Origin of the sequence: Streptomyces sp. NBC_01142 (genome assembly GCF_026341125.1) — a bacterium.
Taxonomy (GTDB): domain Bacteria; phylum Actinomycetota; class Actinomycetes; order Streptomycetales; family Streptomycetaceae; genus Streptomyces.
The window spans coordinates 1,000,711-1,021,476 of record NZ_JAPEOR010000003.1 but is presented as its reverse complement, the minus strand read 5'-3'; the positions used below and the strand labels follow the sequence as shown (position 1 = coordinate 1,021,476).

Genomic DNA, 20,766 nt, shown 5'->3' with positions numbered 1-20,766 from the left:
GGATCCCGGCGGCAATCACCGCCGCTGGCGCTCTTCCCTGTGCAACTGGAGGGGAGCTGTGAACCGGGACCTCACCATGCACGACGTGATCGTCGCCGGAATCGCGGTGGCCGCAGGCATAGCGGCCGCCCTGCTTCTGCGCATGATCCTCAAATGGCTCGGCGTACGGGCGGACAGAACGCGTTGGAGCGGCGACGACATCATCGTCGACGCCCTGCGGGCACTGGCCCCGTGGGCCGCGATCACCGGCGGCGCGGCGATCGCGGCGTCGGTGCTGCCGCTCAACGCCGGGGTCGGACGCAACGTCACCATGACGCTCACCGCCGTGCTCATCATGGCTGCGACCGTCACGGCCGCGAGGTTCGTCGCCGGACTGGTACAGGCGCTGGCACAGTCCAAGTCCGGTGTCGCCGGGTCGGCCACCATATTCGTGAACATCACGCGCGTCGTGGTGCTGGCAATGGGCTTTCTTGTCGTACTGGAAAGCCTGGGCGTCTCTATCGCCCCGCTGCTCACCGCGCTGGGCGTGGGAGGTCTGGCAGTCGCCCTGGCCTTGCAGGACACTCTGGCCAACCTCTTCGCAGGTGTGCACATCCTTGCTTCCAGAACGGTGCAGCCCGGTGACTACATCCGGCTCAGCAGCGGCGAGGAGGGCTACGTCGTCGACATCAACTGGCGTAACACTGTGGTGCGTCAGCTCTCCAACAACCTGGTGATCATCCCCAATGCGAAGCTGTCCGGCACCAACATGACCAACTACCACCGGCCGGAACAGCAGATGACGCTGAACGTCCAGGTGGGAGTCGGCTACGACAGTGATCTGGAGCATGTCGAGCGGGTCACCACGGAGGTCGTGGAGAGCGTGATGGCGGACGTTGATGGCGGCGTACCCGACCATGAACCGGCCGTTCGTTTCCACACGTTCGGCGACTCCAGGATCAGTTTTACGGTGATCCTGGGGGTCGGCGAGTTCAGTGACCAGTACCGGATCAAGCATGAGTTCATCAAGCGTCTGCACCAGCGCTACCGTGCCGAGGGCATCAGCGTTCCCGCGCCGACACGGACCATTGCCGTGCAGCAGGGAGAGTTGCCGTTTCCCCACCAGCGCTCCGCCTCGGAGCCGATGACAGCACCGACGCCTGGAGGCCCTCAGAGTGTGACGCTGGGATAGCACGCCTGCCCCTGCGCCGGATTGCCTGGGCCAGTGGGGGCGAGATTGAGCGCGGGGGTGGTGAAAGCCCTGGCTGAGGGAAGCCGCGCGGGACACCCCGGCTCGACCTCCCGTGCGGCCGACGGCCGTTACGTCCAGCCGACCATTCTCGTCGGCGTCGCCCCCGGCGCCCCCGCGGCGAACCGAGGAGACATTCGGGCCGACGCCGGCCGTCACCAAGATCACCGACTCCGACGAGACCGTCGCCCTGACCAATGCCGGCTCGTACGGGGCCGGCAGCGCCGTCTTCAGCCGCATCCCCACCTGGGCGGTGTGCCTGATACGGCTGTCCCCACCCAGGTGTAACACCCGAGGCGGAAGTGGGTCTGTCGCGCCGGCGGGCAGACCCACTGCGCAAGCAGGAGCTCGCACGGCGCAGAACATAGCCTGCTCCCCCACCGCACGGTCATGACGATGAGACGATCCAGGGAAAGCATGAGTGAGATCCGTACCGCCGAAGTCCCCCTGTTGGTGCTTCGAATGGTCCCGGAGTCCGCGGAGTTCATCTCAGAGAAGTACGGCATGCCTGCGGACCAGGCTGTTCTGACGGCAGCACTCATGCAGCGATGCTTCGACTTGGTGGAAAGGCTCATGGAAAGCCCTGATGAATCCCTGAGAGGTGCCGTGTATCTCAGGTTCTCGAGCAGTTCCTGAACCCCGAAAATCTGATCGAAGACTCCTTCCCGTACATGAAGGAGCGGACCCGGAAGCGCACCGTCAAGATGCTGAAGTACTACGGAGTTGAGATCCGCGGGATGAGAGCCTAGAAAGAGCGACTTCTGGGGCTTCGCGCACGAGGCCAGAGGTTTGTTCACTCCGTTGAAGGACGGTCTTCGGCAGGTTGAACCCCTGGGGCGTGCGCCGCAAGGCGGGCGCCGGCCTGCCTCGACCATCTCGGCGACCGCCGAGCTTTGGGAGGGAAGGCAGATCTGGCCTTCCTCGATGCCGAAGACATCGAGATGGGGTCCTACTTCGTCAACGATGTCACCGCTACAGCTGTCAAGCCCTCGCCGCGTGGTGCGAGCCTTCTCGACATCACCGTGCGCCTCTGATGCGGGCCTGTTGGCCCGCATCAACTTCCTGGCAGATCTCAGTCACAGCATGCCGCTGATCGCCATGCCGTTGCCGTTGCCGTGAGCTGGATCTGGGAGACCCAGACTCCCGAAAAGCGCGCGCGGACGCTGGGACATATCAAGCAGGCTGGTCTTCGCTGGACGCCTCCGCCCTCGCCGCCGCGATCGAACTGCAGTGCCGTCCGCCGTCCGCGGCCCAGGTTCCGCGGCCGCGGCATGGCCTACGTCCTGCAGGCCAAGGCCGAAATGACCGCCCACGGTGAGGATGCCCAACCCCACCAGCCTGCCTATGGCGGTCTCGGGCCCAGGCCCCGTCCGCGTTACCGCACCCGTCCAGTGTCCTTACGGGATCACGTGCTGGCCGCCGGACGACGCCAGGGACGAACCCTGACCTGGCGCAAGGGCTCCAAAGCCGCGATGAGCTCGCACTTCGTTCTTGTGCGGATCCGTCTCGCGGGGCGGCGGCCCAAACCCGCCACCGACGGAACGATCCCGCCGACCTGGCTCATCGCCCAGTGACCCGAAGGCGAGGACAAGCCGGTCAAGTACTGGATATCCAACCTGCCCGCAGACATCCCCGCCCGCGACCTCGTCCGCATCGCGAAACTGCGGTGGCGCATCGAGCACGACTACCGCGAACTCAAGACGGCCCTCGGACTCGACCACTTCGAAGGCCGCTCTTTCACCGGCTGGCACCGGCACGTCACCCTGGTCACGGCAGCCCACCTGTTCCTGACCGAACAGCGGTCGTGCCCAAACGCCCCTGCCAGGGCCTGACCCTCTACCAGGCCCTGGACCTCCTCCAACACCTGCTGGCCACCTGGACCGGCACCTGCCCCATCTGTCGACAACCCACCCCATGGCAGCACTACGACACCACGTAACAAAGCCCTACTAGCCGTTCCGGTGGTGAGGCTCCGGACGGGGGTCCGAGTGACGCAGGAGCAGCTCGGTGACACCATCGCGCCGATCGGCCGCCAGGCCTGATCGGAAGCGGGCCCTCGGCGGGCCGTCCCTGCCCCGCGTCTCCCGCTACTGGAACAGCTCCACAGGCGTGCGTCGGCCGGCCCGGAACTCGATCAGGGCGGCACTGATGTCGAGCGCCGAGCCGAAGAAGAGCACCGACCGGTCGGCCGCCACGAGGATCGTCCCACCGCCCCGCACGCGGTGCACGACAGCCACCGCACCGTCCTCGGGCAGCAGCACGTGACCGATCTCGGCGTCCGCAGCGATGCGGCGGTACAGCGCCTCGCCGAACTCGATGAGGCGCCACTGATCCGGCGTGGGCGCCACGGCGTCCGCGGCCTTCCCCGCGCTCTCCTCCCTCATCCCGCTGCCCCGTCACCGTCGTGGACCGCCGCGAGCTCCGCAATCAGGTCCGCGTCGCGCATCCCGGGCAGGGCGTACCCCTCGGCCTCGTCCCACGGGACGTCGAGGTCGTCCATGTGCACGCGCCACTCGGCATCCGGCATGGCCCGGCGCAACTCCGTCACGGAATCCAGCACATGGGCGATCACCGGCATCAGACGACCGGGATCGAGCGGCATCTTGGTGGACCCGGCGACGATCTCCTCCGGCTCGGCCGCACGCCGGACGTACACGTACAGGCTTTCCTCGTCGTCGTACGGAAACGACGCCATGTGCGCGGGGACGACGCGCGCGACGCAGGCCGACTCGGCCTCGGTCGGCGGTGTCGTGCGGTGCGCGCTGTAGTAGAGAGAGACGCTCATGGCGGAAGGGTATGACGGGGCGGCGTGACAGTGCGGGCCGAGTGCCGGGCGGGCCCCCGCCCGGGACCGAGGCCGACCGAGCTCGGAACAGCCCTTCCCTGCCCGCGACCACGGCGTCGGCGCAGCGCGCTCAAGACGGGCCGCCGCACGCGCCAAGACTCGGAACACCAGGCCCCTGCTGAAACACCCCCTCCGAGCGCTCTGACACCATCGTGGGTATGGAGCACTACCAGTACCCGCCGGTCGAGGCGGACCGCATCGACCCGTTCGACAGCGGGCAGGCCGGGTCGCAGTACGTGATCTTCGGCGGCTCTCGATCCACCTATGCGTTCGCCGACCCCGCGAAGAAGTACGACGGGCATCTGGCGGAATGGATCCCGATGGGCTACATGATCCTTCGGCATGCGCAGAAAGTGGCTGTCTTCAGTCACGGTGAGGTGGCGCGCGAATGGCCGGGGCTCCACCGCGCCCCGCGCGTCGATCCGCCGGAGACGCCGGCGCGCACGGCGTCGCCCCACGCCGCGACGCTTCGCGAGCTGGCGTCGTCGCACGCCACGTGGCTGCGCAGCGTATGCGGATATCTGGTCAAGAGTCCAGCTGGTCCGGCGACGAGCTCTGAGGATGCCTACGATCGCGCTGCCGCGTTCGAGCTGGCGGCCGAGGCCTCCCGGAACGAGGGACGGGAGGCACTCTGGTTCGTCCACACGGCCGAGAACTGGCACTGACCCCGCCGGCGGGGACGACCGGTGATCAGGACGGTGGGGTCGCCGGGTGAGCAGGGGTGTCGACGCCGGCGGCTGCGAACGGCTCGATCAGTACGCGGTAGTGCGCCTCGGCACACTTTGCGCGTGTGCGGATCGCCCTTGCCGCGATGCAGCACACAGCTTTGGCGTCCGAGTGCAGCCCGGTGCGGAACGCATCGAGCTGATCCGCGCGCGGAAGCAGCGTCGAACGGACCGCGTGGTCGATCTCGGAGAGCTCCGATGCGGACAGCCGGAGCGCGCGGCTCGCCTCACGGCCGCCGCTGCGGTGCAGCCGCAGTGCGTGATCGAACACTGCGACGAGCGTGTCGGGCGGCAGCTTCCCGACAGCCTCGATGAACTGCGCGGTAGCGGAATCCAGCACGAACGTCTCCTCAAGCGGGCCGAGGAAGCAGCGCATCCGCGGGGTTGGACGACAGGGGCGCGACTACTCCCGCGCTTCCGGCCGCGAAGTCCACGGCTGGTACTCCAGCCGGACTTTGATGTCCTGCCTGGTCAGCCACCGGGTGGTGGGGAGTGTACTGGGGTGGTGCCGGGTGAGGGGCGGGGGTCGGCCGGCCCGTCCGCGAACGAGTGCCCGCGCGGTGTGTTGGGACGGCGATGTTGGTGTCCTCCAGGATGCGGACGTCCAGGCTGCGCAGGGGGATGATCTCGTGGGTGTCGAGGCCGCATCCGAGCCCGAGGGCGAGCTGCAGGCGAAGTGCTCGGCGAAGTTCGGCGGTGGACTGGCCGCCGGCCCAGGCCCACAGGTCTGCTTTGTGGTGGGGTGTAGGGCTGGGCGGGGTCGGAGCCGTAAAGCGGGACGGGCCGTCCGCCCAAGCGCCCGGCCATCGGCTGCATCGACTTACGTCGGCCGTCCAGCAGCAGCCCCGCAGATACAAGGCGCCCTTCTCACGCTGATCCCGCCGCACCAGCGGCGCGAACACCTCCCCGCCGAACTCCTCCAACCGGGCACGACACGAAGCGAGTTCCCCGACCCTCATACCAGCAGCGAACTACCAGACACCCAACGAGGCAAGACCCACGTAACAAAGCCCTACTAGGCAGTACCTCTTCGATCAGGTAGCTGTTTGTTTCTGGCCGGTGGACAACCGTTGCTGGGGCCGTTGTTGTGGCCAACTGTGCTGTTAGCGTTGCCTCTTGAGCGAAGGGGAGAAGGCAACACGTGACATCGACTACGTTTCGTATCGGCGGGGATCTGAAAGTGCGGCGGCTCGGGTTCGGGGCCATGCAGTTGCCAACGGATCCGGGCCCGGCCCGCAAAACCTCTCTCGCGATCGCCCGGCGAGCCGTCGAACTGGGCGTCACTCTGATCGACACCGCGTATCTGTATGGTGGGGGCGCCAACGAGGAACTCCTTGCTGAGGCGCTGTACCCCTACCCGGCGGAGCTGCTGATCACCACCAAGGTTGGCGTTGCTCGATCGGGTTCCTCAGACGAGTGGAAGCTCGACGGGCGGCCGGCTGTTCTGCGCGATCAGGTCGAGCAGGCGCTGCGCCGACTGCGCGTTGAGAGGATCGAGCTGCTGCAGCTGCACCGTATCGATCCGGGGACGCCGCTCGCCGACCAGATGGGCACGCTGCTGGACCTGAGGACCGAGGGCAAGATCGGCCGGATCGGGCTGTCCGAGGTCACCGTCGACGAACTCAACCAAGCACAGGACATCGTCGACGTCGCGAGCGTGCAGAACCGCTACAACCTGCTCGACCGCGAGCACGAGCCCGTGCTCGCGGCCTGCGAAGCGGCAGGCATCGCATTCCTGCCGTGGCGCCCTGTCGCCTGGGGGAAGTCCGGGACGAGGGCCGAGGTCGCTGCCGTCGCGGCCGAAGTCGACACCACTCCCACGCAGGTCGCGCTGGCCTGGCTCCTCGGCCGTTCGCCGGTCATCCTCCCGATCCCGGGCACTGCCCGGATCGACCACCTGGAGGAGAACCTTGCTGCGGAACGTCTTCACCTGACCCAGGCCCACCGCGACCGACTCAACCGTCTGCCCGAGTTGGCATAGGGCTCAGCCTCGTCGGTCATGATCTGAACCAGATGAGGAGTGAGGCGGCGGTGACAGTGCCCTTGAAAACATATCCGCATTCGTCATAACGAGTAGCGACGGCTCTGAACTGTTTCAGCTTGTTGATCGCCCGATCGACGGTGTCGCGCTCCTCGTACCGGTCCGTGTCCAAGCCCGAGGTCCGTCCGCCGCGTGAACTTCCGTGCAGGCGGGCGGCCTTGTGATCCTTCTTCTCGGGGATCACATGCACGATGCCGCGCCTGCGCAGGTACGCGCGGATCTTGCGGTTGCTGTACGCCCGGTTCGCACCCACGTTGTCCGGGGTCCGGCGCGGACGGCCACGCCCCCTGCGAGGGACGCGGATCCTGTCCATGACCAGCTCGGACTGGGTGCAGTCCGCCCACTGCCCGGGTGTGATGGCCATGGTCTGTGTTCAGCGCTGCCAGGAAAACGCGGCCTCGCCGCAGGGCCGGCAGCTGAAGATACAGCCGCGACCCCCGCCTCCAAAGGACTTCTGAACGGTGTCTGCACCGGCGGCGTGACCGACGCGGGAAGCCTGGCCCTCCTCGCCACCGGGATCACCGGAGTGGCGGCACTGGGCTGCTCCGCGGTCCAGCTCGCCCGTACGCCCGGCTGACACCGGACGCGGCATGAGCGAGCCATTCCTCTGCGTGGAGGCTGACAGCCCCATCCCACCCTACGAACAGATCCGGATCAGTCTGTCCGAGCTCATCCTCGGCGGACACCTCCCTCCAGCGACCCGGCTGCCCTCCGTGCGTCGACTCGCCGCGGACCTCGGTCTCGCGCCCGGGCACCGTGGCCCGTACCTACCGCGAGCTGGAGAGTGCCGGACTGGTCCACTCGCGCCGGGCGCGGGCACCCGAGTCGCCCGGCCGCCCGAGACACCCCGCCCGGACAGCGTGGCCCGCCTGGCCGAAGCAGCCCGCCGCCATGTGGCAGCGGGGCGCAGGCTGGGCGCGGACGACCGCGCCCTGCTCGATGCCCTGACGGCCGTACTGGGTGACTCGCCCCGTTCCAAGGTTGACCTTCCCATTGGTGTGAAGCTTTAACGTCACCCCCATGAGAAGGCATTCCGTGCACGTCGTCCGCGGTGACGGCGGCAGCATCGACGACGGCCTCGGCAAAGTCATCGATGAACCGCCCCGCACGCACACCGTTCAGGTCGCACCACCCCGGCTCCGGTAGCCCGCCATCCGAACAGCCGGTCGCCATCGTCGTGGCCGGGGTGGCCTGTTGCATCCACTCGATTCCGTACTCCTGGAGTGATACATGACCTCTTCTGTTGCCTCACACAACAGTCGGGCGGCGACCGACCGCTCGTTCCTCTTCGTCCTCGGCAGCTCCCGCCATGACAGCAACACCAAGATCCTCACACAGGCCGCCGCCGAGCAGTTGCCCGCCGGAACCTCACAGCGTTGGGTGGACCTGGCCCAACTGCCGTTGCCCGACTTCCAAGACGGACGGCACGAGACCGACACGTGGCCGGCCGGGGAGAACGAGGAGATGCTGCGACAGGCCACTGTGAATGCCACCGACATCGTCATCGCCTCACCTCTGTACTGGTACACCCTCTCCGCGCACACCAAGCGCTACCTCGACTACTGGTCGGGCTGGCTGACAGTGCCCGGCTCGGACTTCAAGGAACGGATGACGGGCCGGACCCTGTGGGGGGTGACGGTCATGTCGGACCGCGACGAGGCCGTCGCCGACGGGCTGGTGACCACCCTCAACCACACGGCGGCGTACATGCGGATGCGATTCGGCGGAGTGCTGTTCGGCAACGGTTCTCGGCCGGGCCAGGTGCGGGACGACGAGCGGGCCGCGATCCGCGCCAAGACCTTCTTCCAGCGTGAGGCCCTGCCCGCCCGGTTCCCCTACGAGGAAGTGTCCGGGCAGCGATAGCCGACAATACCTGCCGGGGACATGAGGGGCAGCGGGCGTGGACGCAGCGAGGAACTACTTCGAGCCGGATCCATCACCCCGTCCGGGTAAGGCCGGAGCGACACCCCCGCTGCCTGCACCGTACGGAAGCCCACCCGCGCGCGGGGCGCTGCACATCCGCTCGGACACACCTGCCCGAGCATCACAGCGGACCGCCGAGTACAGGCCGACCGTGGACTTCGGTGATACCGCCCCAAGCAGGCGACTGACGACGACGGTTGGACTACCTCGACGACGGGAGGCGGCACGCCCGCCACGTACGCGGAACTCGACGTATGGGACTTCGCGCCCCGACGTTGTCGGAATCCTCGGCCCCGCGCCCCGCCGGGCTCAGCCGAGCCGCTTCCGGCAGCTCGCGACGAGATCCCGGTTCGCGAACCCGTCCACCCTCACCGCTTCCGCCGCACTCGCGTTGTCCACCGTGACGTCGACCTGGCCGTCGGCGACGTCCACCGAATCCCGCGGCCGTTCGTCGATGTAGACGTCCACCCGGTCCACATTGGTCGTCTTCAGCTTGAGCCGCAGGGAGCCGTTGGCGCGCGAGGCTTCGGTGATCGTGAGCGTGCGCGGAGGCCGGGTCCCCAACAGCTCGCCCGCCCGGGCCAGCAGGTCGACGTTGTCCTCCAGCAGGTCTCGGCGGGTCATTCTGTGGCGCACGTCGGCGACAACACCCAGGTCCTCCACGGGCGTTCCCGACAGAGCGTCGACGCGGAGCGTGCGGCGGATCGAGACACGCATGCCCGCTCCCTTGGGCAGCTCGGCATAGGGGAGGCCGGATTCCCCCTCCAGGAGCGCGCTGAGCAGGCCGTGGGTCCAGACGTTGGCGCCTCCGGCCCCGGTGTTGTCGTCGCGTCCAGGCCAATCATCCTCCGTCACGTACGGGGTTGACAGGACAACGGACCCGTCGAGGGCGCTCACCCGGTCCGGGGATCCGGCCAGCGGGCAACAATACGACCGTCCTCGCCCGGCACCACCGCCCGGACGAACAGCGCATCTTCGTTCGGCCACACGAAAAACCCGAGCTCATCACCCGCAGGCAACTCGGCCTCGCTCGGCAGGGCATCACCTTCACCCCACGTCAGAACGTCGAGCGCGTCGCCTCCGGCAGATCGAGCGAAGATCACGACAGGCGAGTCGTCGACCACGGACGAACTCACTGCCCGACGGAAGTGACTTCTGGAAGCCCGCCGAATCCTCGGATCGAAGAATGCCGTGACCAAGGACTGCGACCGAACCGATCTGGCGACCGCCGCGAGGTTCTCATCCTCAACGAGAAACCACCGGTGACCGCAGGACCCCTCCGCCCAGCGCTCAAGGACAACCATCGCGGATCGCGCAACCGCGGCACCGGCTGCCACCTCTTCCCAGAACCCCTCATCCGCAAGGCGGGACACGAGTGGAATGTCACCACAATCCTCCGACCAGCAGTCCACCTGCACCGGGTACAACCCCAGCCGCTCCACGTTCGCCAAGGATCCAATCGCGCCCGGCTGAATCTCCACCGACAGATAGAAGTCCGTCACAACCCCCACCCGCAGGATGTCACTGCTCTCAAGAGAGCACGAGATCCAACCATCCCGAAGCATGGCCCTTACCAGCAGCAGGGCGGTCTTCAGGTCGACAACCCGGCCGTCGTAGATATGGCCGAGCCAGCACGGCGCGGGCTGATTGAGGATGACGTTTCTCAATTCCAGACGATCCACGCCCACCGCGTTGGCCACGGACTCCACGGCCGAGACGTACACGTCCTCCACTCGGTGGTACTCCTCGGCCGTCAAGGATCGACCGTTGAACGACCTGCCAATGTCCTCGTGAGACGTCCAGGCGTCGACCGCCCCGGAACGTTCGGCTTCGCCATACTTGGAGATGAGGAAGCAAACGGTCACGGGCGGATCCATCTCGGTGTCATGCCGGTTCCTGGTGTCCAGTCAATATCGTACGAGCCGCCCCGAAGAGTGCTCTCGGCTATCTCAAGTGACTCTGCTGTGGGGCCGGTCTGCAAGAGGCCACCGCCATGACCGGTCACACCTGCACGTCGGTCCGCACCCCGACAGCCGTCGGCATGCTGAGCGGCCCCTTCACACTGTCGGTGCAGCACGCGGCCCTTCGCTGTGCCCTGGGTCCTGCCGATCGACGAGCGCGCCGCCCTCGTCGTCGATAGCCGGGAGGGTGAAGACTACATGCCGCCGCCCAGCGCCCAACGCGCCCGCGATATCGACCAGTTACTCGACGGCAACGCGCAGAAGACCGTCTTGCACCACCCTGAAGAAGAACCCCTCAAGCGAGTCACAATGTATGAGGTGCGTGAAGGAGAGATCGCGGGAGACTCGCGGACCTCCTCATGCCGGACAGCCGGCCAAAGCCCATTCGAACGTCGCCTGCCTCCGCACCTCCGCCCTGTCCCGGGGCGGAGGTGCCATCGAAAGCGAGGCTGCGTCTCCAGCGCTGACACCGAGGCCGCCGTGCAGTCCACAGCGGCGTTTGCGTCGAGCTGTGATCCGGAGCAGCGTGGACATGGATGCCGACGCGGCCCCGCGGCCGCGGCATCAGGGGTACTGAGTGCAGAGACAGCTGCCGGAGCGAGGAGGGAGACCGATGACCACATCGAATGGGGACCCGGAAGCCGTGCCGGTCGTACGCCGGCGGCCGGATTCGATCCACAGCGTTGTCTGGGAGCCGAGCGAACGCTGGGTGCGTGCGACGAAGGGAGAGGTCACGGTCGTGGACAGCCGCCGGGCGGTTCTTGTGTGGGAGCCCGGTCGTCCCGTACCCCTGTACGCCTTCCCGGCCGGAGACATCCGGATGGATCTGCTGCGAAGGACCGAGCGGCCCACCAACCCGCGGCGTCACGCGGGAGCGACAGCCTTCTACGACCTTGTGCTCGCCGACCGGACCGTCCGGGCAGCGGCCTGGACCTATCCCAGCGAGGAGCTGGCCGGCTACATCAGCTTCGAATGGTTCGGGCACGAGGTTCTCGACCATTGGTACGAAGAGGACGAGGAGATCTTCGTGCACCCGCGTGACCCGTACAGCCGAGTGGACGCGCTGCCCAGCACCCGGCACGTCCAGGTCGAGGTCGAGGGCACCGTCGTCGCGGACACGCGTACGCCGGTTCTGCTGTTCGAGACGCGTCTGCCGGTCCGCTATTACATTCCGCGGGAGGACGTCCGCCTCGATCTTCTCACTCCAACCAGTGTGCGAACCCGCTGCCCGTACAAGGGTGTGGCGACCGACTACTGGTCGTGGGCGGGCGGCGCCGACGTGCAGCCGGACATCGCCTGGAGCTATCCCGATCCTCTGCCCTCCGTGCGGATCATCAAGGACCGGGTGGCCTTTTACAACGAGGCCGTCGACATCGTCGTCGACGGAGAACGGCAGCAGCGTCCGGTCACCTACTTCAGCAAGCCGTCGCGTGAGAGGCCCTGACAGAGGCGAGGGACGTGTCGGTGGGTGATGAGGCAGGTGGCAAGGCCGAGGAAGGCTTCACGGATGTCGTCGCGTGATGAATCTCCATACGCACGGCGGAATCGGGGCGTGAGCCGGTCCGCGGCTGCGGTCATTCGTGCGGGACGACGGCCACCGGGCAGGCTGCGTGGTGCAGTACGCCGTGGTTGACCGGGCCGAGTTGCATGCCGAGGCGCCCGGTACGGCGGCGAGCCCCGACGACCAACAGGTCCGCGGTGAGTGACGTGTCCAGCAGGACCGGCCGGGCCTGGCCCTCTACGGCCTCACGCTGGATGTCAGCGACGCGATCGGTCCGGCCGACCAGGCGCAGAGCAGCGGCCAGCAGCTCTTCGGCATGCCGCGTGTGCTGCTCGGTGTCGGCCCGGTGGTCCGGATGGTCAGGAATCTCGCGGGCCGGGCAGCGCCACGCATGCACCACGCACAGCGTGGCACCGTGCATCTCCGCCTCCCGCAACGCGAACTCAAGGGCCGCACGGGACTTCTCGGGCTCATCGATGCCGACAACGATCCGGTGAAAGCCACGCCGCAGGTTCACCTCCTCGCCGCGCACGACAATCACCGGCGAGCCGGCGCGCGCGGCAACCGCCAGGCCCACCGAACCGAGCAGCAGACCAGCCAGCTCTCCGCGTCCGCGGCTGCCGACCACGACGGCCGAGGCACCCCGACTCGCCTCGATCAGCGCGGTCACCGGGTCATCGGCCGTCAGTTCGCTCGTCACCTTCAATGCGGCGCTGCGCCGTACCGCGCGTACCAGGGCCGAGCCGGCGATGTTCTCCGCGAAAACCTGGGACGAACCCCGCGTCACTCCGAAGGACGGCTGATGGCTCTCGTACTGCTCCCAGCGCCAGGAGTGCACGACGGTCAGCGGCGTGCCATGCGCCACCGCCTGGTCAACCGCCCAGTCGAGTGCGCGCAGGCTCGGCTCCGAGCCGTCGACTCCTACACACAGCGGCCTGTCCACGGTGTCACCGCCTTCCGGACACACCCCACTCTGGGGCGTCACTTCGGACGGTTCCACCGCAGGGCGCTGCCGGGCGCGGTCCACCTGCCCTTGGCCTGTGGCGTCGGCTCGGCCAGAGCCGGCAGCTGCCGGCGGGCGTCCAGGGTGCGCAGTTCCCCGTCGGTCAGTACGGTCGGTTTCGTCCGTACTGCGCTGCGCTGTCCTGGTCCTTGGCCTCGGGCACCAGTGACTCCGTGATGTCATCGACCTGGGGAGGCGGCATGGCCGGCAAGAAGGAGCGGCCGGTGGCGACGCTTCCTCGTGGCGTGTACAAGCGGGAGCTGCTGAGGCTGCAGACGGAGCTGGTGAAGCTCCAGGAGTGGGTGAGGTCGGAGAGTGCCCGGCTGGTGGTGGTGTTCGAGGGCCGGGACGCAGCCGGCAAGGGCGGCACCGTCAAACGGGTCGCGGAACACCTCAACCCGCGCGTCGCGCGGACCGTGGCCCTGCCCAAGCCCACGGAGCGCGAGCGCACCCAGTGGTACTTCCAGCGGTACGTCGAGCAGCTGCCGGCCGCGGGAGAGATCGTCCTGTTCGACCGGAGCTGGTACAACCGCGCCGGTGTCGAGCATGTGATGGGCTTCTGCACGAAGGAGGAGCACCAGCGGTTCCTGCATCAGTGCCCCATCTTCGAGCGGATGCTGGTCGAGGACGGGGTCCTGCTGCGCAAGTACTGGTTCTCGGTGAGCGACGCCGTGCAGGAGCAGCGGTTCCTTCGCCGGCTCCAGGACCCGACACGACGCTGGAAGCTGTCGCCGATGGACCTCGAGTCGATCACCCGGTGGGAGGCCTACTCGCGGGCCAAGGACACGATGCTGGTGCACACGGACATCGCGCAGGCTCCGTGGTACGTCGTGGAGAGTGACGACAAGCGCCGGGCACGGCTCAACATGATGGCCCATCTGCTCGGCTCCGTTCCGTACCACGAGGTGCCGCCGAGGGTGCTCGAACTTCCGGCGAGACCGCCGTCCACCGGCTATGTCCGCCCGCCCCGTGATCTGCAGACGTACGTCCCCGACCACGCAGCCGGTCTGACGGAGTGAGTCGGCGGCCATCGCGGTTACGCCCGCTGCGGCACGACGGCCACCGGGCAGACGGCACGGTGCAGCACCGCGTGGGCGACCCGGCCGAGCTGAAGCCCGATGTGCCCGTGGCGTCGCTGAGCGCCGACGACCAGCAGATCGGCGGTGGTCGAGGCGTCCATCAGGACCTTGCGGGCGGAACCTTCGACGGTTCGGCGGTGCAACTCGACAGACGGATGCTCCGCCACGGCCTCGCGCAGCGCCTTGTCCACGGTCTCCACTGCCCGGTTCTCGTAGGAGCGGGCAGACTCCCCCACGAGCAGAGGGTGGTCGGTGGGCTCGTGGCGGCGCCAGGCCCGTACGGCGTGCAGTTCGGCATGCCGCACCTCTGCCGCGTGGAAGGCGAAGCGTACGGCGGCCGATCCTTCCGGCGGTTCGTCGACGCCGAGGACGATGCGCTGATGGATTCCGCGGCCGGGCCGGTTCTCATGGCTGCCGCGCAGCACGATCACCGGGCAGTCGGCGCGCGCGGCGACGGCAAGGCTGACCGAGCCGACAAGCAGCTCGGAGATTCCGCCGCGACCGCGTGAGCCGATCACCAGCGCGGAGGCGCTGCCGCCCTCGTGCAGGAGGGCGGTCACCGCCTCCTCGGGCAGAATGTCGGTGGAAATACTCAGATCCGGGTTGCGGCGGCCGGCGCGTTCCGCGGCCGAGGCGACGATCTGCTCGGCGAGCACGCGCTCCGACGGCTCACCCAGATCGTCGGCGAGCGCCGCGCCTTCGTATCGCTCCCACAGCGAGGCGTTCACCAGGCGTAGGGGGGCTCCGCGCAGACCGGCCTCATCGGCCGCCCAGTCCACGGCCCGCAGGCTCGGTTCGGAGCCGTCCACGCCCACGACCAGGGGCCGCTCCATCGGACTCACCTTCCTTCCGGACATCGCACTACGTCATCGAAGCACTCGTCGAGCGAGGTCGGCGGCCAGGACACGGATCTGTTCACTGTCGTGGCGGCGGACCTCGTATTCATCCAGGCCGCATTCGTTCTTCGCAGCCTGGCAACACTCCTCGACGGCCCGGCGTGAGCCCGCGACACGGGCCGGCTCGGCGGCCCTTGGCCGCCCTGTGGCAGGGGCGACGAACACCCGTCGTCGCTCTTGCGTACATGCTCGGCCGGCACAGTTGGTCGGTGCGGGTCCAGCCCAGCGCCGCGGCGTTCACGCCTGGCCGCCTCGCCGGCCTTGTCTTTGAGTACCAGCCCTCTGAGAAGCCCGACCACCGCTCTCACTATCTTTGGCGGGATGCAACCACAGCAGCCCGACGCCGCCCCCCTCTCCCCGACCACTCCCGCAGCATCCACGCCACCCCCACGTCGCCGTACTGGGACCGTGGTTGCTTTGCTGATGCTGGGGCTCCTGGTCGGCGGTGGTGGCGTGGGCGCGGCTTGGGCACTCAGCGACGACAGCGGCAGCGCCCCCGTCACGGAATCCGGTCCGGCAGGTGACGCTCGCGCCGCGTGTCAGGCGCTCGACGGATTTGACGAGGCGAAGTACGGCGCGAAGGGGGCGGACGGCGACATCGCTCTCAACCGCTATGCCGCAGCAGGGGTGCTCTCCGCCTCGGCGGCCGCGGGGGACGCGAAATTCAAGCCGCTCGCGCAGGCCATACGTCGGTCACAGGACCGCCATGCCCAAGTTTTCGACTTCGACGAGATGGTGAAGAAGGACCTGGACGAGGCCCGTCGGATCTGCAAGGGCCTGTAAGCCGGTTTGTCCGGGTGGCGCCTTCTGATGGCCGCCACCCGGACTCCCGGGCGGGACGCGCCGGCGCCGGCGTCCTTGGAAAACCTCGCAGGGCTGAGTGAGTGCTTTCGAACCTCCGGAATGACGATCACGGGCTCCTTGGGCGCCACTCCAGCAGACTGTCCAGGACGGGGACGCCCGTGATCACCGCCCCCGGACGTCCATGAGTCCCCGCGTTCGAGGCGGCTTGGCAGCAGCCTGTTGTCGTGGCCGCGCACCACGCCTACCAGCCCCCGTTGCCAGACCCGCTTGGGCCGTTCGTTCGGATCATCTGGCGGGAGGGACTCGACGCTGCGGTGCCGGTGCCGGTGCCGGCGCCGGCACCGGACTACGGACGGACCATGGACACCCTGGCCGACCACTGGCGAGCGGACGGCGGACGGCCTTCTTGCCCGCGCTTGCCCCCGCCTACCCGCGCTTGCCCGCGCTTGCCCGCGTCGAAGCCCTGGTCGCGGCAGGCACCGACGCGGCCGCCTTCACCGACTGCGCGTCGATGATGCTCCGTTACATCGTGAACCCGACTGGCTGCTCAGTGACACGTCGGCAGGGATTCTTCCGCGCCCTCCTGAGGGGGCTCACCGAGCAGCGGGAGCCGAGCCGATGACCACCACTCGTGCCCACTCGGGCGGCGAGTCCGGTACGTAATCGGGATCGTCCTCGTCCCATGACCGGGATGCCTGCTGCCGGGGAAACAGACCCACCACCGTCCGGCACGGTGGTCGCGTGCCCGGCCAGGGCGTCTGCCCGTCGGTCAGGACCACGATGACGTCTGGTCGGGGCCGCGCCCGGAGCGCCTTTGCGAAGCCCGTGCGTAGATCCGTACCCCCACCGCCTACCAGCGGAATTCCCTCCGCACGGCACAGCGGGTGCACGAACCGGGCCGCCGCGTCGCACGAGAGCACGGTGATCAGGTCACGACGGCCGCCCACGGCACGGGAGATCGCGGCAACCTCGAGGAGTGCGCTGCCCAGTTCGGCGTCACTGACTGACCCGGATGTGTCGATGACGACGGCGACCCGAGGCGGCCTGCGCCGCAGGCTCGGCAGAACAACGCCGGGCACCCCGGCCGAGCGACGCGACGGCCGGCCGTAGGTGTAGTCCTCGCCTGCGCCGGGGCCGGAGGCTGCCGAGCGGACCGCCGCTCTCAGCAACTCCCGCCACGGCTGCGGCGGGTGGAACGCCTCCTCCGCCCACCGCTGCCACCCCTTCGGGGCGTTCCCCGGACGGGCGGTGATGCCCTGCGCCACCCGGAACCGAACCGCGTCCCGTTCCTGCGCGCTGAGGCCGTGCGCGCCGTCCGGTCCCAGGTCCCACTCCCGTTCCAGTCCGTCGGCGCCACTGCCGCAGTCCAGCCAGGCCAAGCTCTGTGTATGCGGCCCGAGGCGGAACTGGCGCAGGTAGTCCTCCATGAGCTCCCCCTCGGGCAGCCCCAAAGACCCCGGATTGACAGCGCCTTCAGGCCGGACCAACCCGTCACCGAACGCGTCGTCGTTGATCTCGCAGTCTGCGGCGATGTTCATGCGCAGCCGTTCCCCCGGGCCTACCAGCCCGCGTTCCCGCGCGACCCGGTCACTGCGCCCGTGATGGTCGCGAAGGAGGTGCGACAACTCGTGCACCCACACCCCGGCAAGGTCCTCCACCGGCGTCCGGTCCACGAACCCCGGCGAGACGTAGCACCGCCAGTTCCGGTCGACGGCCATCGTCGGGACCCGCCGCGACTCCACGACGTGCAGGGCGAACAGCGCCGTCGCCAAGTAGGGCCGGACCCGAGCGGCGTGCAGTCGGGCAGCGAAGAGCTTGTCGAGGTCCAGAGTTCCGGGTGCGCCCGGGATCATCGGCCGGCCTTCGCGGCGACCGCGGCCCGGGCCGCCGCGTGGTCTGCTCGCCGGGACAGGGACACCGCTCCGGCGAGCCGCTCGATCGATTCCGGAACGTCCCAGTCCTCGTTGCGCAGCGCGGCGAGTGTGGTCGCGGGAACGACCACCAGGTCCGGGGCTCCGGTCTCCACCGCCCGGGCCAGGAGCGCCCACGCCGCGTCCCAGCGGGACTTCTCCGGGCGCTTACGGACCGCGTCCACCACACCGTCAAGCACTGCTTGGCGTAGATCCCCCCGCTCGGGCAGGGCGGCACCCGCCGGGTCGGCGAGGAGCACCTCGGGGTCCGGGAGGTCCATCCGGTCCAGGCTTGCCAGCAGCTCCAGCCCCGGACCGTCCCCCACTGTGCCCCTGACCAGCAAGGAAAGGACTTCCCGGGAGGAACCGGCCGCGGACGCGAAGGCAATCAGACACAGTGTCATCTCCCAGCTTCGGGGTGACGGCCAGGGGCCGCCCCGGCGAGTTTCGTTGCTGGGCAGCCGGTGCACGAGCCCGGGGCGGGCGGAGAGGAGCCCGCACACCGCACGGCGGGCGAAGTCCACGGCCTCTGACAACCCCTCCGGGTCGAGCCGCGGAAGTGTTGCCCGGGGCCAAGTCCCACCGAGGCCGCGTACCACGACCTCGTGGTCGTGGGTCCACTGAAGATGAACGAACCGGTTGGCCAGAGGCGGGCTCAGCTCCCAGCCGTCGGCCGCCGAGGATCGCGGATTGGCGGCAGCCACGATCCGGATCCCGGGCGGCAATTGCAGGGCGCCGATCCGCCGCTCGAGCACGAGGCGGAGCAGGGCGGCTTGAACGGCTGGTGCCGCGGTGGACAGCTCATCCAGGAACAACAGCCCCCGGCCGGACCGCACCAGTCGCACCGCCCAGTCCGGCGGGGCCATCGGGACACCTTGTTCCGCGGGATCGTCTCCGACTATGGGCAGCCCAGAGAAGTCGGACGGCTCGTGCACGCTGGCGATCACTGTGGTCAGGGGAAGGTCCAGGGCCGCGGCAAGCTGTGTCAGGGCCGCGGTCTTGCCGATCCCCGGCTCACCCCACAGAAGCACGGGCAGGTCGGCGGCCACCGCCAGAGTCAGGGCCTCCAGTTGTGTGTCGGGGCGCGGTTCAGTGGTTGCGTCGCGCAGCAGGGCCAGCAACTCGCCGGCGACGTCGAGCTGGGAGGCGTGGGCTGGTTCGGAGAGGGTGCCGGTTGCAGCGAACGGGGTGTATGTGGGCATGCTCGATCACCTATGGGTTCGTGGTGGGCCGAGTGGGTGCGGGGGACGGAGGTCCCCGGGTCAGCGGGTCGCGTGGCGCGGGTGCGAGCGGTGGTCACGGGGGCGGCGGAGGCCTGGAGGGATACGGTCGGGTCCGGGGCCGGCCAGGCCTGCCCTGAACAGTCCGTAGGTGATCCGCCGCAGCACGGCCGTCTCCAGTTCGTCCCGCAGAGCGCCTGTGCGCAGCATCGCGTCGGGACCCAGCAGGCCCTCGACGACGGCCAGCGCGCCGGCGGTGTCGCCGTGGTCCAGGCGTTCGCGGACGCCGACGAGGCAGTCCGGATGACGGTGTGCCTCATCGATGGCCTGGAGGCAGGGAAGCGGATGACCGGTCAGTGCGACCAGCAGTTCCTCCCGACGGATCTCGGCCGGATCGTGGTCCAGAGGCGTCAGTACCCCGTTGACCAGGCCGATGCGGTGCTGGGCTCCCCGGCATTCCACGAGGCGCGGTTGTCCTGTCCGGTCCGGAATCCGGGAGGAACCGGTCGGCGAATGATCCGGTACCAGTGCCGAGGCGACCAGCGGGTGCAGCCGATCGACCTCGATCGAACCGGTGCGGATCAGTTCCAGGTCGGGTAGCACCCAGGTCGCCGCGTCGGGCAGGACCGGCAGTGCGGAGGCGCTGCCGTCCGTGGGCGCCGAGGCGATCCGCACAGCGGGCGGTCCGTCGCAGTCTCTGTCCGCGACCAGGTCCAGGACCAGCCGGTGCCGGGCCCCGAGCCGCACCGTGACGGTACGGGTCGTCCGCCCCTCGGCGTGGAGCAGAATCGCCGCCTCGGCCGCCCACCGGTCAACGGCACAGCTGCGCCCCTGCGGCACCATCCCCAGCAGATCCGGGTTCACTGGACGGCCGTCGGCGGGCAGCCGATCGGCCCCGGACCGGACCCGCAGCTCATCGGTCCTGCGCGCGTCCCACAGGTGGCGGTGCAGGTCGAGGCGGAACCGCCGGTCGGGTTGGGGATGCGGATGCCGACAGGCGCCGGTCTCGAAGTGGGATCCGTTCCACAGGGTGAGGCTGATCCGCTGACCGCCGTCCGCCCAGGCCGGCGGAGTCCGGACCATGAGGTGCACCGGGTATGCGCCCTCATGCCCCGCAGCGTCGTACCGAGCCAGAGCGATGGTCAGACCTGGGCGCAGCAGCCCCTCAGGAGCGATCCTCGGCATGTGCCAGCGCAACAGGTCAGGAGCCAGATGGCGGAGGTCGGCCCGGACTTGGGCTGCGAGGTCGCGGCCATGAGTGCGCGCCACGGCACGCAGGTTGAGATCGACATCGATGCCTGCGGCGGAGCACGCCCCTGCCCAGTCCCCGGCACAACGGCGGGCAGTCGCAGTCTCGATCATGGAAGGCGGCACGGCGAACTCACGCACGCGCAGCCAGAAGGAAAGGCGGGAATCCTCATTCGCGGTCTGAGTGAGCATCAGCACTCACCTTGCGCGGATGGGACCCCCAATCTGCCAACAGAATGAGTCATCATCGCGGGGAGCATATCGCTCCTGACCCTGATCTGCCAGGTGCCCCCGGTCGGAGCGCCACCCGGGCACCAACAGGGGAAGTGGAGCGCACGGTCTGCGAGTCGGTCATCACGGCAGCTGTCGGCCTCCGCTGATC

General features: G+C 68.6%; 25 protein-coding genes. 14 read left to right on the top strand and 11 right to left on the bottom strand.

From position 1 onward, the window contains the following. The first annotated feature begins 58 nt into the window (after positions 1-58). The 6 genes from OG883_RS38645 to OG883_RS38630 all read left to right on the top strand — a co-directional run bounded on the left by OG883_RS38645 (position 59) and on the right by OG883_RS38630 (position 3,167). Positions 59-1,171: a mechanosensitive ion channel family protein gene (locus tag OG883_RS38645; RefSeq protein WP_266551583.1), complete on the top strand. Its 1,113-nt coding sequence runs from the start codon at positions 59-61 to the stop codon at positions 1,169-1,171. Positions 1,172-1,283: 112 nt separating this feature from the next. Next, positions 1,284-1,622, top strand: a complete 339-nt coding sequence (locus tag OG883_RS47070) for an aldehyde dehydrogenase family protein (protein WP_353963145.1) — start codon at positions 1,284-1,286, stop codon at positions 1,620-1,622. Positions 1,623-1,645: 23 nt separating this feature from the next. Further along, a complete protein-coding gene (locus OG883_RS38640) occupies positions 1,646-1,864 on the top strand; it encodes a hypothetical protein (protein ID WP_266551581.1) in 219 nt (72 codons plus the stop codon). Positions 1,865-2,121: 257 nt separating this feature from the next. Then, entirely contained in the window at positions 2,122-2,262 is a 141-nt protein-coding gene (locus tag OG883_RS38635; RefSeq protein ID WP_266551580.1) for a hypothetical protein, read from the top strand. 573 nt (positions 2,263-2,835) lie between these two features. Next, positions 2,836-3,060 (top strand): transposase, encoded by a 225-nt coding sequence (locus tag OG883_RS47065; RefSeq protein ID WP_353963151.1) that lies wholly within the window; start codon positions 2,836-2,838, stop codon positions 3,058-3,060. Next, on the top strand, positions 3,033-3,167 hold the full coding sequence (locus tag OG883_RS38630; protein ID WP_266551579.1) for a hypothetical protein: 135 nt from the start codon (positions 3,033-3,035) through the stop codon (positions 3,165-3,167). Before OG883_RS47065 ends, OG883_RS38630 begins: the two co-directional genes overlap by 28 nt. Positions 3,168-3,315: 148 nt before the next feature. Here the strand turns inward: OG883_RS38630 and OG883_RS38625 are convergent, their stop codons facing one another. Together OG883_RS38625 and OG883_RS38620 are read right to left on the bottom strand one after the other, a co-directional pair. Beyond that, positions 3,316-3,612, bottom strand: coding sequence for a hypothetical protein (locus tag OG883_RS38625; protein ID WP_266551577.1), 297 nt, complete (start codon positions 3,610-3,612; stop codon positions 3,316-3,318). Beyond that, a complete protein-coding gene (locus OG883_RS38620) occupies positions 3,609-4,013 on the bottom strand; it encodes a hypothetical protein (protein WP_266551575.1) in 405 nt (134 codons plus the stop codon). Before OG883_RS38620 ends, OG883_RS38625 begins: the two co-directional genes overlap by 4 nt. Before the next feature lie 218 nt (positions 4,014-4,231). On the opposite strand from OG883_RS38620, the gene OG883_RS38615 reads away from it, so the two are divergent. Then, positions 4,232-4,738 (top strand): hypothetical protein, encoded by a 507-nt coding sequence (locus OG883_RS38615; protein WP_266551573.1) that lies wholly within the window; start codon positions 4,232-4,234, stop codon positions 4,736-4,738. A 25-nt stretch (positions 4,739-4,763) separates the two neighbouring features. Here the strand turns inward: OG883_RS38615 and OG883_RS38610 are convergent, their stop codons facing one another. Next, complete coding sequence (locus tag OG883_RS38610; protein ID WP_266551572.1) at positions 4,764-5,138, bottom strand: hypothetical protein; 375 nt, start codon at positions 5,136-5,138, stop codon at positions 4,764-4,766. An 801-nt stretch (positions 5,139-5,939) separates the two neighbouring features. Here OG883_RS38610 and OG883_RS38605 point away from each other — a divergent pair. Beyond that, entirely contained in the window at positions 5,940-6,779 is an 840-nt protein-coding gene (locus OG883_RS38605; RefSeq protein WP_266551571.1) for an aldo/keto reductase, read from the top strand. A gap of 16 nt (positions 6,780-6,795) precedes the next feature. Here the strand turns inward: OG883_RS38605 and OG883_RS38600 are convergent, their stop codons facing one another. Next, positions 6,796-7,203 (bottom strand): hypothetical protein, encoded by a 408-nt coding sequence (locus tag OG883_RS38600; protein WP_266551569.1) that lies wholly within the window; start codon positions 7,201-7,203, stop codon positions 6,796-6,798. Positions 7,204-7,429: 226 nt separating this feature from the next. On the opposite strand from OG883_RS38600, the gene OG883_RS38595 reads away from it, so the two are divergent. The 3 genes from OG883_RS38595 to OG883_RS38585 all read left to right on the top strand — a co-directional run bounded on the left by OG883_RS38595 (position 7,430) and on the right by OG883_RS38585 (position 8,702). Next, positions 7,430-7,849: a GntR family transcriptional regulator gene (locus OG883_RS38595; RefSeq protein ID WP_323181050.1), complete on the top strand. Its 420-nt coding sequence runs from the start codon at positions 7,430-7,432 to the stop codon at positions 7,847-7,849. A gap of 10 nt (positions 7,850-7,859) precedes the next feature. Beyond that, positions 7,860-7,985, top strand: a complete 126-nt coding sequence (locus OG883_RS38590) for a hypothetical protein (protein ID WP_266551567.1) — start codon at positions 7,860-7,862, stop codon at positions 7,983-7,985. Positions 7,986-8,069: 84 nt separating this feature from the next. Beyond that, the gene (locus tag OG883_RS38585) at positions 8,070-8,702 is read left to right on the top strand and encodes a flavodoxin family protein (RefSeq protein ID WP_266551565.1); all 633 of its coding nucleotides are present in this window, start codon (positions 8,070-8,072) and stop codon (positions 8,700-8,702) included. A gap of 369 nt (positions 8,703-9,071) precedes the next feature. On the opposite strand, the gene OG883_RS38580 is transcribed toward OG883_RS38585, so the two are convergent. Next, a complete protein-coding gene (locus tag OG883_RS38580; RefSeq protein WP_266551564.1) occupies positions 9,072-9,617 on the bottom strand; it encodes a hypothetical protein in 546 nt (181 codons plus the stop codon). A 38-nt stretch (positions 9,618-9,655) separates the two neighbouring features. After that, the gene (locus OG883_RS38575; protein ID WP_266551562.1) at positions 9,656-10,639 is read right to left on the bottom strand and encodes a hypothetical protein; all 984 of its coding nucleotides are present in this window, start codon (positions 10,637-10,639) and stop codon (positions 9,656-9,658) included. Positions 10,640-11,336: 697 nt separating this feature from the next. On the opposite strand from OG883_RS38575, the gene OG883_RS38570 reads away from it, so the two are divergent. Next, on the top strand, positions 11,337-12,167 hold the full coding sequence (locus OG883_RS38570) for a DUF427 domain-containing protein (RefSeq protein ID WP_266551561.1): 831 nt from the start codon (positions 11,337-11,339) through the stop codon (positions 12,165-12,167). A gap of 130 nt (positions 12,168-12,297) precedes the next feature. On the opposite strand, the gene OG883_RS38565 is transcribed toward OG883_RS38570, so the two are convergent. Next, a complete protein-coding gene (locus tag OG883_RS38565; protein WP_266551559.1) occupies positions 12,298-13,167 on the bottom strand; it encodes a universal stress protein in 870 nt (289 codons plus the stop codon). A gap of 260 nt (positions 13,168-13,427) precedes the next feature. Between OG883_RS38565 and ppk2 the strand changes: the two genes are divergently transcribed. After that, positions 13,428-14,246: a polyphosphate kinase 2 gene (ppk2, locus tag OG883_RS38560; protein WP_266551557.1), complete on the top strand. Its 819-nt coding sequence runs from the start codon at positions 13,428-13,430 to the stop codon at positions 14,244-14,246. Positions 14,247-14,263: 17 nt separating this feature from the next. Here the strand turns inward: ppk2 and OG883_RS38555 are convergent, their stop codons facing one another. Next, complete coding sequence (locus OG883_RS38555) at positions 14,264-15,139, bottom strand: universal stress protein (RefSeq protein WP_266551555.1); 876 nt, start codon at positions 15,137-15,139, stop codon at positions 14,264-14,266. A 471-nt stretch (positions 15,140-15,610) separates the two neighbouring features. Between OG883_RS38555 and OG883_RS38550 the strand changes: the two genes are divergently transcribed. Then, complete coding sequence (locus OG883_RS38550) at positions 15,611-15,985, top strand: hypothetical protein (RefSeq protein WP_266551553.1); 375 nt, start codon at positions 15,611-15,613, stop codon at positions 15,983-15,985. 614 nt (positions 15,986-16,599) lie between these two features. Here OG883_RS38550 and OG883_RS38545 read toward each other — a convergent pair. The 3 genes from OG883_RS38545 to OG883_RS38535 are packed head-to-tail and all read right to left on the bottom strand — an operon-like array spanning position 16,600 to position 20,576. Beyond that, positions 16,600-17,859: a VWA-like domain-containing protein gene (locus OG883_RS38545; protein ID WP_266551551.1), complete on the bottom strand. Its 1,260-nt coding sequence runs from the start codon at positions 17,857-17,859 to the stop codon at positions 16,600-16,602. Then, positions 17,856-19,118 (bottom strand): AAA family ATPase, encoded by a 1,263-nt coding sequence (locus tag OG883_RS38540; protein WP_266551549.1) that lies wholly within the window; start codon positions 19,116-19,118, stop codon positions 17,856-17,858. The genes OG883_RS38545 and OG883_RS38540 overlap by 4 nt, the downstream gene beginning before the upstream one ends. 60 nt (positions 19,119-19,178) lie before the next feature. Then, positions 19,179-20,576 (bottom strand): hypothetical protein, encoded by a 1,398-nt coding sequence (locus OG883_RS38535; protein WP_266551547.1) that lies wholly within the window; start codon positions 20,574-20,576, stop codon positions 19,179-19,181. Positions 20,577-20,766: the final 190 nt, after the last annotated feature.

Excerpts from the sequence above, each read along its gene's own strand:
- OG883_RS38595 (WP_323181050.1), top strand. The coding sequence starts at position 7,430 with ATGAGCGAGCCATTCCTCTGCGTGGAGGCTGACAGCCCCATCCCACCC.
- OG883_RS38620 (WP_266551575.1), bottom strand. The coding sequence starts at position 4,013 with ATGAGCGTCTCTCTCTACTACAGCGCGCACCGCACGACACCGCCGACC.
- OG883_RS38615 (WP_266551573.1), top strand. The coding sequence starts at position 4,232 with ATGGAGCACTACCAGTACCCGCCGGTCGAGGCGGACCGCATCGACCCG.
- OG883_RS38640 (WP_266551581.1), top strand. The coding sequence starts at position 1,646 with ATGAGTGAGATCCGTACCGCCGAAGTCCCCCTGTTGGTGCTTCGAATG.
- OG883_RS38600 (WP_266551569.1), bottom strand. The coding sequence starts at position 7,203 with ATGGCCATCACACCCGGGCAGTGGGCGGACTGCACCCAGTCCGAGCTG.
- OG883_RS38590 (WP_266551567.1), top strand. The coding sequence starts at position 7,860 with ATGAGAAGGCATTCCGTGCACGTCGTCCGCGGTGACGGCGGCAGCATC.
- ppk2 (WP_266551557.1), top strand. The coding sequence starts at position 13,428 with ATGGCCGGCAAGAAGGAGCGGCCGGTGGCGACGCTTCCTCGTGGCGTG.
- OG883_RS38535 (WP_266551547.1), bottom strand. The coding sequence starts at position 20,576 with ATGCTCACTCAGACCGCGAATGAGGATTCCCGCCTTTCCTTCTGGCTG.
- OG883_RS38625 (WP_266551577.1), bottom strand. The coding sequence starts at position 3,612 with ATGAGGGAGGAGAGCGCGGGGAAGGCCGCGGACGCCGTGGCGCCCACG.
- OG883_RS38585 (WP_266551565.1), top strand. The coding sequence starts at position 8,070 with ATGACCTCTTCTGTTGCCTCACACAACAGTCGGGCGGCGACCGACCGC.
- OG883_RS38545 (WP_266551551.1), bottom strand. The coding sequence starts at position 17,859 with ATGATCCCGGGCGCACCCGGAACTCTGGACCTCGACAAGCTCTTCGCT.
- OG883_RS38555 (WP_266551555.1), bottom strand. The coding sequence starts at position 15,139 with ATGGAGCGGCCCCTGGTCGTGGGCGTGGACGGCTCCGAACCGAGCCTG.
- OG883_RS38540 (WP_266551549.1), bottom strand. The coding sequence starts at position 19,118 with ATGCCCACATACACCCCGTTCGCTGCAACCGGCACCCTCTCCGAACCA.
- OG883_RS38575 (WP_266551562.1), bottom strand. The coding sequence starts at position 10,639 with ATGGATCCGCCCGTGACCGTTTGCTTCCTCATCTCCAAGTATGGCGAA.
- OG883_RS38570 (WP_266551561.1), top strand. The coding sequence starts at position 11,337 with ATGACCACATCGAATGGGGACCCGGAAGCCGTGCCGGTCGTACGCCGG.